The 16,673-nt window shown below is 33.7% G+C and carries 13 protein-coding genes and 1 tRNA gene; 13 read left to right on the top strand and 1 reads right to left on the bottom strand.

Features of this window, described 5'->3' with window-relative positions; genetic code table 11:
* Positions 1 to 167: 167 nt before the first annotated feature.
* From HPY57_02265 to HPY57_02225, 9 genes are all read left to right on the top strand, one after another.
* The gene (locus HPY57_02265) at positions 168 to 2,600 is read left to right on the top strand and encodes a hypothetical protein (protein NPV10602.1); all 2,433 of its coding nucleotides are present in this window, start codon (positions 168 to 170) and stop codon (positions 2,598 to 2,600) included.
* Positions 2,601 to 3,155: 555 nt separating this feature from the next.
* Positions 3,156 to 3,683, top strand: a complete 528-nt coding sequence (locus tag HPY57_02260; GenBank protein ID NPV10601.1) for a hypothetical protein — start codon at positions 3,156 to 3,158, stop codon at positions 3,681 to 3,683.
* Positions 3,667 to 4,155 carry a hypothetical protein gene (locus tag HPY57_02255; GenBank protein ID NPV10600.1) on the top strand — a complete coding sequence of 163 codons (489 nt, stop codon included), beginning with the start codon at positions 3,667 to 3,669 and terminating at the stop codon, positions 4,153 to 4,155. Before HPY57_02260 ends, HPY57_02255 begins: the two co-directional genes overlap by 17 nt.
* A 6-nt stretch (positions 4,156 to 4,161) precedes the next feature.
* Positions 4,162 to 5,034 carry a DUF1738 domain-containing protein gene (locus tag HPY57_02250; GenBank protein NPV10599.1) on the top strand — a complete coding sequence of 291 codons (873 nt, stop codon included), beginning with the start codon at positions 4,162 to 4,164 and terminating at the stop codon, positions 5,032 to 5,034.
* A 579-nt stretch (positions 5,035 to 5,613) separates the two neighbouring features.
* Positions 5,614 to 5,808, top strand: coding sequence for a hypothetical protein (locus HPY57_02245; protein ID NPV10598.1), 195 nt, complete (start codon positions 5,614 to 5,616; stop codon positions 5,806 to 5,808).
* Positions 5,777 to 6,586, top strand: a complete 810-nt coding sequence (locus tag HPY57_02240) for a hypothetical protein (protein NPV10597.1) — start codon at positions 5,777 to 5,779, stop codon at positions 6,584 to 6,586. The genes HPY57_02245 and HPY57_02240 overlap by 32 nt, the downstream gene beginning before the upstream one ends.
* A 421-nt stretch (positions 6,587 to 7,007) precedes the next feature.
* Positions 7,008 to 8,786, top strand: coding sequence for a hypothetical protein (locus tag HPY57_02235; protein NPV10596.1), 1,779 nt, complete (start codon positions 7,008 to 7,010; stop codon positions 8,784 to 8,786).
* 96 nt (positions 8,787 to 8,882) lie between these two features.
* Positions 8,883 to 9,188 (top strand): helix-turn-helix domain-containing protein, encoded by a 306-nt coding sequence (locus HPY57_02230; protein NPV10595.1) that lies wholly within the window; start codon positions 8,883 to 8,885, stop codon positions 9,186 to 9,188.
* On the top strand, positions 9,181 to 10,251 hold the full coding sequence (locus tag HPY57_02225; GenBank protein NPV10594.1) for a tyrosine-type recombinase/integrase: 1,071 nt from the start codon (positions 9,181 to 9,183) through the stop codon (positions 10,249 to 10,251). Before HPY57_02230 ends, HPY57_02225 begins: the two co-directional genes overlap by 8 nt.
* Before the next feature lie 222 nt (positions 10,252 to 10,473).
* Here the strand turns inward: HPY57_02225 and HPY57_02220 are convergent.
* Positions 10,474 to 10,545 (bottom strand) — tRNA-Lys (locus HPY57_02220).
* Between the two features lie 237 nt (positions 10,546 to 10,782).
* Here HPY57_02220 and eno point away from each other — a divergent pair.
* The 4 genes from eno (at position 10,783) to glnA (ending at position 16,578) form a co-directional block, all read left to right on the top strand.
* The gene (gene eno, locus HPY57_02215) at positions 10,783 to 12,072 is read left to right on the top strand and encodes a phosphopyruvate hydratase (protein ID NPV10593.1); all 1,290 of its coding nucleotides are present in this window, start codon (positions 10,783 to 10,785) and stop codon (positions 12,070 to 12,072) included.
* A gap of 96 nt (positions 12,073 to 12,168) precedes the next feature.
* A complete protein-coding gene (locus HPY57_02210) occupies positions 12,169 to 13,503 on the top strand; it encodes an insulinase family protein (GenBank protein ID NPV10592.1) in 1,335 nt (444 codons plus the stop codon).
* A 1-nt stretch (position 13,504) separates the two neighbouring features.
* Positions 13,505 to 14,998 (top strand): insulinase family protein, encoded by a 1,494-nt coding sequence (locus HPY57_02205; protein NPV10591.1) that lies wholly within the window; start codon positions 13,505 to 13,507, stop codon positions 14,996 to 14,998.
* Positions 14,999 to 15,192: 194 nt separating this feature from the next.
* The gene (gene glnA, locus HPY57_02200) at positions 15,193 to 16,578 is read left to right on the top strand and encodes a type I glutamate--ammonia ligase (protein NPV10590.1); all 1,386 of its coding nucleotides are present in this window, start codon (positions 15,193 to 15,195) and stop codon (positions 16,576 to 16,578) included.
* The last annotated feature ends 95 nt before the right edge of the window (positions 16,579 to 16,673 follow it).

The following is a 16,673-nucleotide window of genomic DNA, read 5'->3' as shown; positions in this document are numbered from 1 at the left end:
TACCTCCAACCCAGTCCTTGATGTAACTCCCTTGGGATGGGACCCATTTTTTTCGATGCGAGCCCACCCCCTCTTCCTTTTCTAGCCACATGCAGAATGTAGTCCATTCTGTGTGTGGCTTTTTTTTATCCACAAAATCATTCACAAAAAAAATCCTTGGAGGTAACATGGTTCAATTCAATCTCTCAATGGGTGACTATACACCCAAATTCTTTACAAATCCCAGCTTTCAACTCTCAAAAGTTGATTTAATCTCTGTCGACAAGACAGAAGACAGTGCCCTCAAAATGTTTTACGCTAATCATTCTTTTACCTATGTGAGGGATAAAATCCGTCACATAGATGCTTATGATCTAAATAATAAATTAATTCCATTCGAAAAATTCCCAGAGCGACTAAAAATCAAAATCAACTCTCAAAACCTCTTCAAAGTAGGCAAATATCTGAGCCGAATATTTCGGCCAACTAAATATGGTGCCCACTTTGATAAGCTCTCGGTTTTCGTAAATGATAACTACCCACCAGAATATGTTGATGGCATCTCTCTTATTTCACAGAAACTGGCTAAATCCTTAGGCTGGAATGCATCTCCAAATCAAACGGCTCAATTCACACTGTTTTATGATGGCGGCTTAGTTAAGGGTCATGCTGTTGTATCAGATAAAATTAAATCTGATGTCGTCATATACAGTGGCAATCTAAAACAGGAAGTCCGTTTCGAAGGTGGCTATTATGTCGCTCTTGAACCTGTGAAGCTTTCTCGCCGTGTCAATATGGATATTCAAAGCTTGATTAATCTATGGGCTCTATTCAGAGGTGAGCAATACTTCGATTGGTTTATCAACTCAGTTGAACAGTTCAAATCTGATCTTGTTAATGGAAAATTATCAGAGTGGTTAGATGATCTGGATGAACTTGATCCCAACGGTGAACTTGATGATAGCTTTACCCTTCGAACAGCGATTAGACATGGTGTCGACTATAGAAAATTTCCAGGATTGATGCGATCTGCATGGAATATATTTCAAAAATCTTTATTGAAGATAGTCGGAAAAGAAAATGCAGTCAATTTTAGAATTCCAATCTTCAACGCCTATCGTGCATACCTTAGAGTTGATCTTCGTAACCATAACGAAGTTGGTGACTTTGATTTAGTCACTGAAACCATTTGCCTTGATGAAAAAGGAAATCTCTGGGTTAATCCTCATTTGTTACCAAAGATGTTTAAGGTCTTGGGGGGTGCAGACCAGGATGATAGCGTCGTAATTATTCCAGTCAAAGGTGGTGAAGCAATCATTTATCGTAATCCAAATCAATTCGGCGAATATCAAAAGTTGAAACTTCAAACTGATGGTGTAGATGTGAAGTTTGTCTACGGTATAAAAGGCCTAATTCCTTATAAAGATGTGAACTCAGACAATAAAAGCGAGGAAGAGGGTTCGTTATATAAAAATCCTTACCTCCAGAAGTATTTAAGCAAAATCCAAAATCAAGATTTGCCCTATGATAAATACTGGTTAAGTAGAACAGTTGTGTCAGTTATAAACAACGAAGGTAATATTGGTTTTGTTGCCAATGCAGAAATGGTTATGAACAGCGTTGCTCTCATTGATAAAAAGATGTTTAAGGAATTAAAAGATAATTTTAATTGGAATTTAGAAAAAGTAATTGATAGTGCCGTTAAGGATAATGCTGATATATCTGATGAGATTAATAAAGTCTATGATTTTTATGAATACTGTGTTGAAAATGAAGTTCCTGTGCCACTTTGCCTCGAAAAGCGTATTCCTGAGAAATTTCGTAATCGCGTAGCTTACATTGAAGAATATCTCCATCCGTTAGATGAATTATATATAGCTCTCGTTAAAGTAATTGAACAGGTAAATAAGGAAATCATCGGTGAAGGAGTTGCTGGAAAAGATAGGATTAAAGGCTTGATTGATTATTGTGAGCCACCTGTGGAAAATATTTTCAATGTCTGCCGTGAAAATCCATTTTCAGATTATGCAGTTAGTTTATTAAAAAGTTATAACCGTGGCGTCGCAGCTATACTTGATGATGCAAAGGAAATGTCAATGGTTGAAAGGATAAAAAAGATTGAAGAGGGTATTAGAAATGTTCAATTGCAACTAAGCGAGACACTTAGTCAATTCAGCGAGGAAGAGAGGTTGCTTATCGTGCAGCAATTTGCGCTTTCGGTGTATGTATATGGCAACAGCATCCACGATAGTATTATCTGGAATAAATATGTGGCTGGCGACATGATAAAACTATTGATATATGCTGGCGAAGGTAAAGAGATCAAAGTATCCGGCAATAGATACTATCGTGAGGCAAATAGTTTAAAAATTGATACTGATAAGATCAGAGTAAGGGTTTGGTCTAAAGATGAACTAAAACCTGATATGTTTATCAACGGCTCAGAAGTTCTAATTGTAGATAAAAAAGTTCTCTGCTGTAACATTGAATTAAATATTGGTGATGAAGTTAAAATTTCAGATGGCTCATTCAAACTTGAGGCGGTATCATTGGCCTACAGTAAAAAGACAAGAAGCGTTTTGAAGAACTCTCTTACTTTTGTTTTATCGCCTATCTCTTAAACCTCACTTAAAGCTATTTTCTTTTATACACATAAAATTAACTCTAAACACTCTCCGCTCATTTTACCCATCAATAGATTATCAAAAGACGCACTAAACACTGACACACACCCTCCGCAGTCTCCGACTGCATCCTTCCATTTCATTTACTTAATGGGATAACTAACCAATAAAAGGAGAAATACATGACACAAACGATTAACTGGGTTGATATATCAATCCTTTGTCCAAAATGCAAAACCTACTTTACTGCCTCAATTTGTGAGAGAACCACAAAAACCCTTAAAAATCAACTAAAAACGCAGTTTATAATGCACGACTATTCAGTCGATTGCCCTTACTGCAAATCCAAATTCAATGTAACTCAAATATACCATCAAATCACAAGGGATTAATAAAAAGAAAGGAGACTATTTATGTACTCACCAAAAATATCTGAAGAAAATGTCATAAGGCTTTATCACCTAAAACAGAAACTCAAAAGGCCTATGACAAAATTGGTCAATGACATCTTAAATCAATATTTCAATCAGAAACAAATTGGAGGAAACACCTATGAATACGGAAAACTTCCTGGACGAACTTCTGAAAGAAGCTGAACAAACCGAACAGATCCAAAGTCGGGCATATTGTGATTTAATACTTAAAGAGATATCAAATCTCAAAAGTCAGGTAGACCAAAACACCTATGATGCCAGTGTTGAAATAGAAATCATAAATCGCTGGCTCGAAGAGAAAAACGCTTCACTTAAAAACCGCATACAATATTATGAGGGTCTGCTTGAAAACTATATGAGGCATAACAACCTCAAGACCCTTGACCTTCCAAATGGTATCTTAAAGGTCAGGAAAAATCCTGATAAGATTGAAATCACTGATATTGAAGCTTTTCTCCGCAATGCTCGACCAGAACTCATTCGCATCATTCCTGAAGAAATAAAACCAGATCTCAATAAGATCAAATCCTTCATCAAGGCCACCGGGGAAATACCAGCTGGTGTAACTTTTATTGAAGGTACAGAACAATTCACATACAAACTAAAACAACAAAATAAGGAGACAAACGATGAACCAGAGACCTAAACTCGAAATACCTGTCAATGAACCAGTAATCGTAGAGCTCATCTACGATGAAGCAATAACAGGCCAGAATGGCTTCGGTGAATACTATCTTTATGCTGTTAAAACAGATGGCAAGGAATACTCGTTCTTTGCTCATCCTGAGGTTCATAAAGTCTTAAAGAATTTTCGTCGTGGCGATATGTTCGAGATAACCAGACTGGCTTACAACAATGGGAAGAAGATAAACATTAAATGGATAGTCAGACCTTTAGTCCAGAAGGATACAGAGCAGAATAAAGTTGAGGAAAGCAAAGATGAAACTGCAGTTGATATTACTCAGAAAGATCATCTATATCAGACATTGCTAACATCATACAAAGATGCTATTGAACTCCAGAAAGAGCTTAATGGTATGATTGACATTGAGAAAGCTGCGATTACTCTCTTTATTGCAAGAAGTAAAATCAACGGTAATGGGATTAAGCTGGAGTAATTGAATATGAAACGAAAAGAATTATTTGAATACATAATTAACAGCATCAAAGCCAACTTTGAGAAAGGGACAATTCCCTGGAGAAAACCCTGGAAAGTTGGTGTGCCGATGAACTTTATAACTCGCAGACCTTATAATGGTATTAACTATATCCTACTTTCTTTAACCAGCTTTCCAAGCCCATACTTTTTAACATACCTTCAATGTCAAAATCTAAATGGCAAAGTTCTTAAGAACAGCAAGGGCTTTCCTATAGTTTACTGGAAACATCATGAAGTCGATTACTTTGATGATGAAACTAATCAGGAACAGACAAAGGTGGTATCAATATACAAGGTAAGCTATGTTTTCAATATATCCCAGACAACGCTCTACAAAGAACAATACGACACAGGTAATAAAATACTTGATTGTGAATATGTTATTAACAGGCTTGAGCCAGAGCTGGTGATTAAGAATAACTTTCAGAGATGCTTTTATGATCCAGTAGATGATTATATATCAATACCGCCCGTAAGTTATTTTAGCACGCCTGAAGAATATTATGCATCGTTATTTCATGAGCTAATCCACTGGACAGGTCACCCGTCAAGGCTGAATAGGTTAAGCTGCGAAACAAGGATACCATCCCCTCAGGAGAGAGCTATTGAAGAGATGGTTGCCGAGATTGGAAGTTCATTTTTATGCGGGTTATGTGGCATAGCACCAAAAACGCTTGATAACCAATCGGCGTATATAAGTAACTGGCTCAAATTAGCCGAGGACGACCCCAATGCACTGATTAATTCAATATCCTTAGCCCGCCAGGCTGTTGACTATCTTGTTCCGGAAAGCGTATACAACTATATGGATTACATTAAAAGCTCTGATATAAGTTAATAAATTCAACTTCAAATCAAACGACCGGTCGTTTTTTACTGTTTATTTAATGGCAATTCACCAAGGCTAAAATTAGTAGAAAAATATTTCATACTAATATTTAATAAAAAACTATAATAATTGATTATACTTGTCCAATGACTTTGGACACTTAATAGTTGGCAATAATTACTGATTGAAATAAAAAAAGTCCATTCTAGTTAAAAAAAATCCTTAATAACACTTGACAAAACAAAAATTCAGATCACGAAGCAACGATTTTACGAAACTTTAGCTGATTTTAAGTCTAACCACTTCAAATCAAATTAATTTCAATGCAAAATTGATTTGATTTTAATTTCAAAACCACTTGACTTGGCAAAAATCTATGCGCTCATTTGCAGTGTAATTTGAATGTGATAAATGTGAAATGTCTAATTATTATATTGGTAGTTTTTATTACGGCAAGTTTATAATAAATGCAACAGAGATGCTGGTTTATGATAGATATGACAATTTCAATTTGCAGTACTCTAATAAATGTGCTGGGTGTTCAGCACTTTAAATCAGTTAAACTTAAACTAATAGAGGTAAAATCTTATGAAAAATAAAAATAGAGTTCGTGTTTACCCAGTTCAAACGAGACTTGATGAAGAAAATCTTCTTCTTCTAAAGTCCCTTTCAAAAGAATTGGGCGTTAGTCTAAGCCTGATGGCTAGACTAATCATAATTGGATATTTAAAAAGAAACAATGGAGGTAATTATGAATTACCAGAGCAATTCTCAAAAAATTAATGAAGAGACTAATGGTACTATGGATAACCCTACAATAGGGGAATTCATCAGTAATATAAATCTGAAAGGTAATTATCCAAATTCAACAATTACTCAAATAGGAGTTCAAAATATGCTAAATGTTAATAAGCCTGATAAAATATTCAATAGACCACCAAAGTTAGAAATTTTTGTTGGTATACCTTGTACATTCACTATTATTTCAGATAAAATTCATAAAGGTAAAAATAATTCATTTTATAAGTACATTAGGGTAATTTCTGAGGGAATAGAACATACTCTGTTTCTAGATGATGGTTTAGACGAAGCTATCAAGGATTATGTTAAACCTTTTAATACATTGACTGTTATCAAGTCAATTAATGATAATAAAATATGCTGGGATATTCAATTACATACCTCTGATGAGCATAAAGTTGAAGAAATAAGTTATCCGAAAAAATACCCTCCTAAGCTTAAAATTAAGGATAACGAAGAAGTTATCGTTCAAGTTTTAAGTAAAACACCTAGAACTGGTAGCAATAACTATGGTCCATACATATATTTTAGACTATTACACGAAGGAGTTGAAAAATCCCATTTCGTAAATAACGACTTCGTAGAAAAGTATAATAATCTTGGTAGACCAGACTGGATCTCAATTAAAAAAGTAGTTAATGATGATGGAAAGTATTATGAGATAAATGCTTTAAGTAAGGATCAAATTGAAGAATACTTATCTCGTTTAGCAATTAAGACAAAGGATAACAATAATAATAGCGAGGAAGACACTCAATGACCAATAATTTCCATTTCGGGGGGGGTAATTTTGCCCTCCCCAATTTTATTATTCAGTCCTATTCGACTATCTACAGAGTAACTTTAATGGAAAGAAATTCCTTTAGTGCAACTATTAAGGAGACTAGATTATGTCACAGAACTTAAATAATTCAATAACCTTCATTCCTATTAGGAAAATCGCAAACGATGATCCTTATACGACGGTCATAAATCAAATCAGTAATGACGTATTACAATTCGCTATTAGTAAAGGCCTCATCCGGTATAAAAAGAATACCTATCTGGAGGGTATTAAAATATTCATAGAACATCTAATATATGCCTTATATTACGACAAATTTATCGCCTTCCCGAAGTCCACACAATACTATAGAAGATTAAAATCGAATAACTCAACATCACAAACATATGAGACCGTTATGAAAATATTCGATATTCTATTAAATCTTGGCTATGTAGAAACCATTTTCCAGCCTAAACCCTCCTACAAAATTAGGCGACCAAAACCAAAAGCTAAAAAGCGGAACGTTGATGAAATGGCAACAAGGATAAAACCCACAAACACATTCCGAGAAACTCTGGCAAATGTAGAGATCTCATTCAACCAGGCCTTAATCTCATCAGAACCAGAATTATTAAATCTAAATAACATCCTCTTTTGGGCCTACTCTAAACCCTGGTCAACAATTACGCAACAATTCATCGACCTAGGTTTCATCATAAAACTCAGATCAATTAAAGAAATTCGTAGCGCTAAAAAGCTCCTCAAACAAAATAATGGAAACCTCTCTAGTTTAATACCCATCAATGAAGTCAAATCAGAACTAGTCCTATCCACCAATGAAAATGTGGCAAATGGCGACAGCAAATGCAGTTTAAAATGCTCCCTAAACAAATACAACCAATATATTGCCGGCCAACAAATATTATTTATTGAAAGCGAAGAAGACTACAATTGGCTAATTAATAAATTATCTGCCGAGGCCAAAGGCGCCCAGCCCAATTCGCCACGCAACTATATTAACGCCGCGGCAGAAGGCGAATGGCAACCAACGAAATGCCATTCATATTCGTCAATTGCCGATATAACCTCCGCTCCACAGCGGAAGGGGAATATTTATTCCATACCAGTTAATGGGCGTGTAGCCACAATTAATAGGGCCAATTATTTTTCCGCAAGTGCCACATCCAATAACATTAAAGTTATTCCTGCATATTATAGCTCTTTGGCAAATCCATTAGCTATTGTTCTGCACCAACTCTATGGCGCACTGTATCCCAATGAAGTTCTTATCTCCGCTACATCACCAACAGAACCAACTATTCATATACCCAAAACCCACATTCGCGGCGGCATTTCTACCAATTTTATTCAATCTTACGAATATTTCCTATCAGGCATCATTTTATTATTCTTCCATATAACTAGTCGAAATTTAAATTTATACCTTGGCGGTATAAAATTTCAGTGGCATAAATCTGTAAAGCCAATTAAAGCCCTTAAACTCGATCCTCGCCTTTATAGAGTTTTTAATGATCTTGATTTACAGAAAGGTGGAAGGTTCTACGGAGCACAATATCAATCTCTATCTGAAGAGAAACGCAAACGTATCTTAATAAATGGCCAATTAAGCATTGAACTAGACTTTAAAAGTTTACATTTAGCAATGCTTTACCATCTCGAGGGTTTACCGTTTGATATTAACCAGGACGGATACTCTTTAGATAATTACCATCCAGAACTTCGAAAAATAATAAAACTCGCCTTTCAGATTTTACTAAATAGCTCTGGACTTCAACAGGCAAAAATTGCGATAAAGAAAATGCTTTTAGATGAACCAAGTTTATTGGCCCTTTTTAATAACTGTACAGATAAATCAATTCCGCTTGAAACAAGAATTCTGTCTCTAATTAACTCCATTAAATCAAAACATGAGCCTATTCGTAAATATTTTCATTCAGGCATTGGCTTAAAATTACAACGTATCGACTCAGACATCGCAGAAAAAATATTATTAAGAACTGTTGATCTGGACATTCCTTGCTTATGTATCCACGATAGTTTTATAGTTCCAATACAGCATGAGAATACATTAAAACAGTTAATGCAAGAGAGTTATAAAGAAACGATTAGGGAGTATTATCAGAAACAAAGAGGATTATTGGCAAATTTTGAAATCAACATCAATGTAGAATAAATGTTCTTTTTCTATATAAGTACAAATATGTCAGGGAATGCTTTAATTCTCTGACCATTATTATTCATTAAGGGTAATTAAATTTTGGTTTTAACTATGAGTGAAAAAACTTATTCAAACACTTCTTTGCTTACTATTACTGAAACAGCACAATGTCTTAATATAAGCCGTGAAATGGTTTATAATTTAATTCAACAAGGTAGATTAGGGGTTATTCAACTCAATACCCGCTTTAAAGTACCGTATAGTGAAATAGAACGGTTCATAAAAGAAAACACTGTTTATGTTTCAAGTGATACTTTCATTAACCAGATCTTTGATGTAGATACATCCACTTCAACATCAAGTTTTAACTCTGTTGAATTATTTGAAAAACTTAAGGAGAATTTCAATAATGGCTAGTATTTATAAGAAAGGTAACCGTTTATATATTAGCTGGTATGATAAATTATCAGGGAAGAGAATTAATCGTTCTCTTAATCTAACAGTAACTCCTGAAAATATTAGAAAAGCCGAACAATTTGCCCGTGAATTTCAAAAAGAACTAGACAAACTATATCAGAACTTCATTTTAAAGGGCATTGTCAAATCGTCTATTAAAAAGGCTTTCGAGCATTTCCTTAAAATTAACAGCTTCAAAAATCCAAAGACTATAAAGGAATACAAAAATTTCTACAATAAATTTACTCAATATTTTAACGAAAACGATCCTTGCAGTGAAATTACTAAATCAACCAGCGAGGACTTTCTAATCTCACTTCAAAAATACCACTACGCCCAAAACACTTTATATGGGATTACTAAAAACTTGAAGAAGTTTCTTAACTTTCTGTTTGAGTATAATTACATACCAATATTTAAGTTAAATTCAGATGTCACATATAAACCTGAGGTTAAACAGGTAATTATCTTCTCACTGTCAGACCTTGAACTTATGCTTTCAAGACTTGAAGAAAAGAATGACAATTTCAAAACAACTTTTTACTTACTACTATTTACAGGCTTGAGGCCAAGTGATATTATAAACATTAAAACTGAAGATATTGATTTCGATCATAAACTTTTAAGGTATTATTCACCTAAGACACGAACTTATAATATAATACCAATCCATGAAGACTTAGTGCCACTATTAAAACATAGATGCGAACAGATTACTAATGGAAGATTAATTGATTATGCAACTATAGGTGAAATGGGAAAAGCAATGAGACGCTTCTTTAAATCCTTAGGCTTGGATAAGAAAGGTTATGATCTCAGAACATTCAGAAAGACTTATATCTCACTTCTTTATATGAACAATGTTGATCTTGCGAGTGCCAAGAGACTTGTTGGTCACAAAGAACTTAAAACAACCGAAAAATATTACACAGTATTTTCAGCTGACAAACTAAGAAATGAATTATCAAAACTTAAACTACCGTCTGTAACTACTCATCACAAAAAAGAAAATGACGAATTATGATGACAGAAAATTTTATATGTATACTTTTACGAATGTCGTATCCTTCCACGCTTCGGAGTGGATTAAACTTTTACCAATACACTGCTCGAAATGTAGAAAAATTGTTAGTCTTAAAATTAGACACCCTCAGTCTCATTTTGGTGTACTTCAATTTGTACTTCAGTCGAAATGCTTTAAAAAACAAAAGCCCTGTAAGTTGTTATATTACAGGGCTTTACTGCGTGAGCGCGGATGGAATCGAACCATCGACCCTCTGCTTAAAAGGCAGATGCTCTACCCCTGAGCTACGCGCCCAACCATCATCAAGTTTTCAGATAATCAAAAGAACTTTATCTAAAAATTTTTCAATCAATGTAGTTGCAAATATAAAAAAATTAATTCCACATCCAAAATTTAAATTTGAAGTCTTACAATTAATTAAAAATTGTTCTGTGAAAAATAATTATTTCTTAATTATCAATCGATAATTTTGTATTACTTCTGAACCTTAGGTAATTTTGTAAACAAGTAATAAAAAGAAAGGAGTGTAAAATGTTACTCATTGAAGATATAATTGCTCGCGAAATTTTAGATTCACGAGGTAATCCAACAATTGAAGTTGATGTAATCTTAGAAGATGGAACTTATGGAAGAGCAGCAATTCCCAGCGGTGCATCAACTGGAACACAAGAAGCTGTTGAACTCCGAGATGGAGATCCAAAAAGATATCTTGGTAAAGGAGTTCAAAAAGCAGTTCAAAATGTCAATGAAATAATAGCAGATAATCTTGTCGGTCTCGATCCTTTTGATCAAGTAAAAATTGATAATATCTTGATTGAACTTGATGGGACTGAAAACAAAGGCAATCTCGGTGCAAATGCAATTCTCGGAGTTTCACTTGCAGTTGCAAAAGCTGCCGCAAATGCACTCGGAATGCCTCTTTACCGATATATCGGTGGAACAAATGCGAAAGTTATTCCTGTCCCAATGATGAATATAATTAATGGTGGTAAACATGCAGACAATAATGTCGATTTTCAAGAATTTATGATTATGCCAGTGGGTGCGTCAAAATTCAGTGAAGCTTTGAGAATGGGTGCAGAAGTATTTCATAATTTAAAATCTGTCTTGAAGAAGAAAGGTTATAATACAGCTGTTGGTGATGAAGGTGGTTTCGCTCCAAATCTTAAATCAAATGAAGAAGCAATTGAAGTTATTCTTGAAGCTATTGAAAAAGCTGGTTATAAACCTGGTGAAGATGTAGCAATTGCACTTGATCCTGCTGCAAGTGAATTCTACGATGAGACTAAGAAAAAATATGTCTTTAAGAAATCTGATGGCTCAGAACTAACCTCCGTCGAAATGGTTAACTACTGGAAAAACTGGGTTGAGAAATATCCAATTGTTTCAATTGAAGATGGTATGAGTGAATTAGACTGGGATGGCTGGAAACTTTTAACTGATGAACTCGGCAAGAAAATTCAATTAGTCGGTGATGATATTTTTGTTACAAATCCTGAAATTCTGGCAAAAGGAATTGAGAAAGGAATAGCTAATTCAATTCTAATTAAACTCAATCAGATAGGTACTCTTACCGAAACTCTTGATACAATTGAACTTGCCAAAAAAGCTGGCTACACTTCGGTGATAAGTCATCGCTCAGGTGAAACTGAAGATACGACAATCGCTGATTTAGCAGTTGCAACAAATGCAGGAATGATTAAAACAGGATCAACAAGCAGAACCGATAGAATTGCAAAGTATAATCAATTATTAAGAATAGAAGAAGAGTTAGATACTACTGCTGTTTTTCTTGGAAGTGCAGCACTTAAAAAATCGTAAAAATGAATTTAGTTGAACTTCTTCTTTAATAATTTTTTTTAAGGGAACTGAGATTTCAGTTCCCTTTTTAGTCAAAAACAAAATGAGGGTGGAGTTATGAAAAAATTAATTTTATTCGTTTTTGTAATAATTATTCTGGTGACTCAAATGAAGCTTTATGGACAAAAAATTTTTCCTTATGAGATAAAAGAACATACACTTTCAAATGGATTAAAAGTCGTAGTCGTTCCTTACAATAGTCCAGGTGTTGTTGCTTATTATACTGTAGTCAGAGCCGGGTCGAGAAATGAAGTCGAGCCTGGTAAAACCGGTTTCGCCCATTTCTTTGAACATATGATGTTTAGAGGAACTGAAAAATATTCTGATGTAGAATATAACCGAATTTTAAAGTTGCTCGGTGCTGACTCAAATGCCTGGACATCGAATGACCAAACAGTTTATCACATTGTAGCAAGTGCTGATGCTTTAGAAACGATCATTGATATTGAATCAGACAGATTTAAAAATCTTAAATACAGCAAAGAACAATTTCAAACAGAAGCAGGTGCAATCTTAGGTGAATACAATAAAAGTGCTCTGAATCCATTTCAGATATTAAATGAAGAAATGCAAAAACTTGCTTTCACAACTCATACATACCGTCACACAACTATTGGTTTCCTTGAAGATATTAAAGATATGCCTAATCAATATGATTATAGTCTGCAGTTTTTTGATAGATATTATAGACCTGAATATTGCACAATCATTGTTGTTGGTGATGTTAATTTCAACAAAGTAATTTATTTAATTGAAAAATATTATGGGGATTGGAAAAGAGGATCATTTGAACCAAATATTCCTATTGAACCAGAACAAAAAGAAGAGCGCATCAAAGAAGTTAAGTATCCAAATAAAACTTTGCCTTATCTTTATATTGGTTACAAAGTTCCAGCATTTGATTCCAGGAACAAAGATGTTGCCGCATTAAATGTCATAGCTGAATTATTATTTTCAGAGACCTCTGAACTTTATCAAAAATTAGTTCTTGATGAAAAACTGGTTGATTTTGTAAGTGGTGAAATGCCGCTCGATAGAGATCCTTCTTTATTCAGAATTTATACAAGAATAAAAGATGATAAAAATATCGACAGGGTGAAAGAAGAAATATTTAATGCAATTGAAAAATTAAAATCTGAGCAAGTATCACCAAAAAAACTTGCTGATGTTCTGTCAAATATGAAATACAGTTTCTTGCATAGTCTTGATAATGCAGATGCAATTGCTTCAACTCTTGCATATTATGTAAGTGTAACAGGATCACCACACAGTCTTGATGAATTTTATCAGACTCTTTCAAAAGTTACTCCTGATGATATTCAACAAGCTGCTAAAAAATATTTCACCAAAGAGAAAAGAAATATAGTCACATTAATTTCGGGGGGAAATTAAAATGAGAAGTTTAATTATCTCAATTATGTCTGTGCTTATGATTTTTAGTGAAATTTTATTCCCGCAAAAAATGAAATTCGTTACATTGAAAATTGAAGATTCACCCATTATCTCTTTCAGAATTCAATTCCGTGTTGGAAGCGTAAATGATCCTAAAGGAAAAGAAGGCCTTAATCAATTGACGGCTCGATTAATTGCTGAAGGTGGTTATGGTGATGTAACTTACAAAGAAATGCTCGATAAACTTTATCCAATTGCTGGAAGAATTCGTGTATTCCCTGATAAGGAAGTAACAACTTTCGTAGCAGACATTCATAAAGATAATGTTGAAAAGTTCTGGTCAATCTTTGAGCAAGTACTTACAAATCCACGCATGGATGAAAATGATTTTAGTCGTCTTAAAGATTTTCAGATGAATTATATCAAAAATACTTTGAGAAGAGAAAATGATGAAAACCTTGGTAAATATTATTTGCAAACCATGATTTATGAAAATCATCCATATGGCTCAATTGAAGCCGGGAAGGTATCTTCATTAAAATCTATTACACTTGATGATGTCAAAAACTTTTACAAGAAATTTTATAATCAATCTAATTTGACAATTGGGATTGCTGGCAGCTTCGATCAAAAATTTCTTGATAAGATTAAAAAAGATTTATCGAAACTTCCAATAGGTAAACCAAATGTTGTGAAACTTCCAAAGCCTCAAAAAATTGAAAACATTGAGGTCACCTTAATAGAAAAGAAGACTCCTTCAACAGCTATCTCTTTTGGTTATCCAATTGATATTACAAGATCGAACAAAGATTTTTATGCCTTAATGATTGCAAATTCATATTTAGGTGAGCATCGAACATTCAATGGTGTTTTGATGAACAAAATGCGTGGCGATAGGGGATTGAATTATGGTGATTACTCCTACATAGAAAACTTTATCCAGGATGGCGGTTCAACATTTCCAATCCCAAATATTCCAAGAAGACAACAATATTTTAGTGTTTGGATTCGTCCCGTTGTCAATGCAAATCGTCATTTTGCATTGAGAATGGCAATTAGAGAGGTAGAGAAATTAGTTAAAGAAGGAATTCCAGAAAAAGATTTTGAAGAGACAAAACAATTTTTGATTAACTATTCAAAGCTCTGGGTTCAAACTCAATCGAGAAGGCTCGGATATTTAATGGATTCCGAATTTTATGGGACAGGTTACTTCATAGATGAGATTGCAAAAAGACTTCCCAAATTAACCAAGAAAGATGTTGACAATGCAGTTAAAAAATATTTGAATTTCCAGAATATCAAAGTCGCAATGGTTACTGAAGGAGCTCAAGAATTTTCGAAAGATTTAGTCAGCAATAAAGTTTCGCCAATTACTTATCAACATTCAAATATTTCACAGCATATACTTGATGAAGATCGATATATTCAGAAATATCCGCTTAAGATAAACGAAAAGAAATTGAAAATTGTGAATGCTGAAGAAGTTTTTGAGTAAGTAGTTGTTTTAATTTACAGCCATCTCTTGTTTTTAAGGGATGGCTGTAATTTTTTTCATTGACAATTTGACTGAGTAATGTTTACTCAAACTTATTCAGGTTAATTACCAAGCCGAATTAAAATTTAATTCATCAACGGTAGTGAGGAAAATTTTTATACTCAAGCAACAATAAAAAATTAAAGAGTAACTTTATGAACTTAAAAACACAATTGAATCAATTAAATAAATTTATCAAACAACACAGAATTGAAATAATTGATCTTAAATGCGTTGATTTGATTGGCAGGCTTCATCATGTATCTCTTCCTCTTTCTGAGGTTACTCTTGACGAAATAGTATACAATGGTGTAGGCTTTGATGGATCAAGTTATCGCTTCTCAAAAGTTGAAAGCAGCGATATGATATTAATTCCTGATTTATCTACTGCTGTGATTGACCCATTTCGAGAAATGAAAACACTAAGTTTCTTTGCAAATATTCATTTAACTGATAAAGCAAGAAGTAGATTTAACCAGGATGGAAGGTATGTTGCATCTAAAGCTGAATCAATTTTAAAAAAATACAATATTGCTGATTTATCATGGTGGGGACCTGAGTTTGAATTTTATATTTTTTCAAAAGTTGAATATGATACCCGTACTGCTTCTTCTTATTATCATGTAGAACATGCAGAAGAATTTTTTACTAATGCTTATCACGCTGCCAATCCATTCGACATATATGACGATTTTCGAGATGAAGCCTGTGCATATCTCAAAAAATTCGGAATAAAGGTAAAATATCATCATCATGAGGTTGGAGAAAGAGGTCAACAAGAAATTGAAACTTATTTTATGAATTTGCTCGAAGCTGCTGATAAGACCATTCTCACCAAATATACTCTTTTCAATTTTTCAAGATTGAAGAATCTTTTCGTCACTTTTATGCCTAAGCCAATGTTTCATCAAGCAGGGAATGGGCTCCATGTTCACCAATTTTTAACAAAGAAAGGAAAAAATGTTTTTTACGAAAAAGGTAAGTATGGCAATTTGAGCAAACTTGCACTTTACTACATTGGCGGATTACTCAAGCATGCAAATGCTCTTTGTGCATTTACAAATCCTAGTACAAATTCATACAAACGACTTGTTCCAGGATTTGAAGCACCTGTTGCAATTACATTTGGTCAGGCAAATCGTTCATCTGCAATTCGAATTCCTAAGTATGTGAATAATCCGCAGTTTACAAGAATGGAATATCGTCCACCCGATGCGACTGCAAATCCGTACTTATGTTTCAGTGCAATGTTAATGGCTGGAATAGACGGCATTATAAATAAGATTGATCCAACTGAAGAAGGTTTTGGACCATTTGATACAAATATCTTTGACCTTGAAAAAGACAAGAAGATTCATTTTCTTCCACGAAATTTATCTGAGGCTTTGGATGCACTTGAAGATGATAATGAGTTTTTAAAGCGAGATAATGTATTTTCAGATGATTTAATCCAACAATGGATAAAATTAAAAGAAGAAGAAATTAAATCAATTGCTACTATGCCTCATCCATTTGAATATAAAATGTATTTCAGTTTGTAATTTAATTCCTTAAGTCTTTATTATAAGTATTAATGCAACTCATCATTTAGTAAAAATTCACAGAAAAATTTTTTGTAAATTTGTGAATAAATGTT

Source organism: Ignavibacteria bacterium (genome assembly GCA_013177855.1).
Classification (GTDB): domain Bacteria; phylum Bacteroidota; class Ignavibacteria; order Ch128b; family Ch128b; genus Ch128b.
This window is presented reverse-complemented; position numbering and strand designations above follow the sequence as displayed.

Coding starts and splice junctions, on each gene's coding strand:
- HPY57_02255 (NPV10600.1), top strand. CDS start 3,667: ATGAACCAGAGACCTAAACTCGAAATACCTGTCAATGAACCAGTAATC.
- HPY57_02245 (NPV10598.1), top strand. CDS start 5,614: ATGAAAAATAAAAATAGAGTTCGTGTTTACCCAGTTCAAACGAGACTT.
- HPY57_02235 (NPV10596.1), top strand. CDS start 7,008: ATGAAAATATTCGATATTCTATTAAATCTTGGCTATGTAGAAACCATT.
- eno (NPV10593.1), top strand. CDS start 10,783: ATGTTACTCATTGAAGATATAATTGCTCGCGAAATTTTAGATTCACGA.
- glnA (NPV10590.1), top strand. CDS start 15,193: ATGAACTTAAAAACACAATTGAATCAATTAAATAAATTTATCAAACAA.
- HPY57_02260 (NPV10601.1), top strand. CDS start 3,156: ATGAATACGGAAAACTTCCTGGACGAACTTCTGAAAGAAGCTGAACAA.
- HPY57_02225 (NPV10594.1), top strand. CDS start 9,181: ATGGCTAGTATTTATAAGAAAGGTAACCGTTTATATATTAGCTGGTAT.
- HPY57_02250 (NPV10599.1), top strand. CDS start 4,162: ATGAAACGAAAAGAATTATTTGAATACATAATTAACAGCATCAAAGCC.
- HPY57_02205 (NPV10591.1), top strand. CDS start 13,505: ATGAGAAGTTTAATTATCTCAATTATGTCTGTGCTTATGATTTTTAGT.
- HPY57_02240 (NPV10597.1), top strand. CDS start 5,777: ATGAATTACCAGAGCAATTCTCAAAAAATTAATGAAGAGACTAATGGT.
- HPY57_02210 (NPV10592.1), top strand. CDS start 12,169: ATGAAAAAATTAATTTTATTCGTTTTTGTAATAATTATTCTGGTGACT.
- HPY57_02230 (NPV10595.1), top strand. CDS start 8,883: ATGAGTGAAAAAACTTATTCAAACACTTCTTTGCTTACTATTACTGAA.
- HPY57_02265 (NPV10602.1), top strand. CDS start 168: ATGGTTCAATTCAATCTCTCAATGGGTGACTATACACCCAAATTCTTT.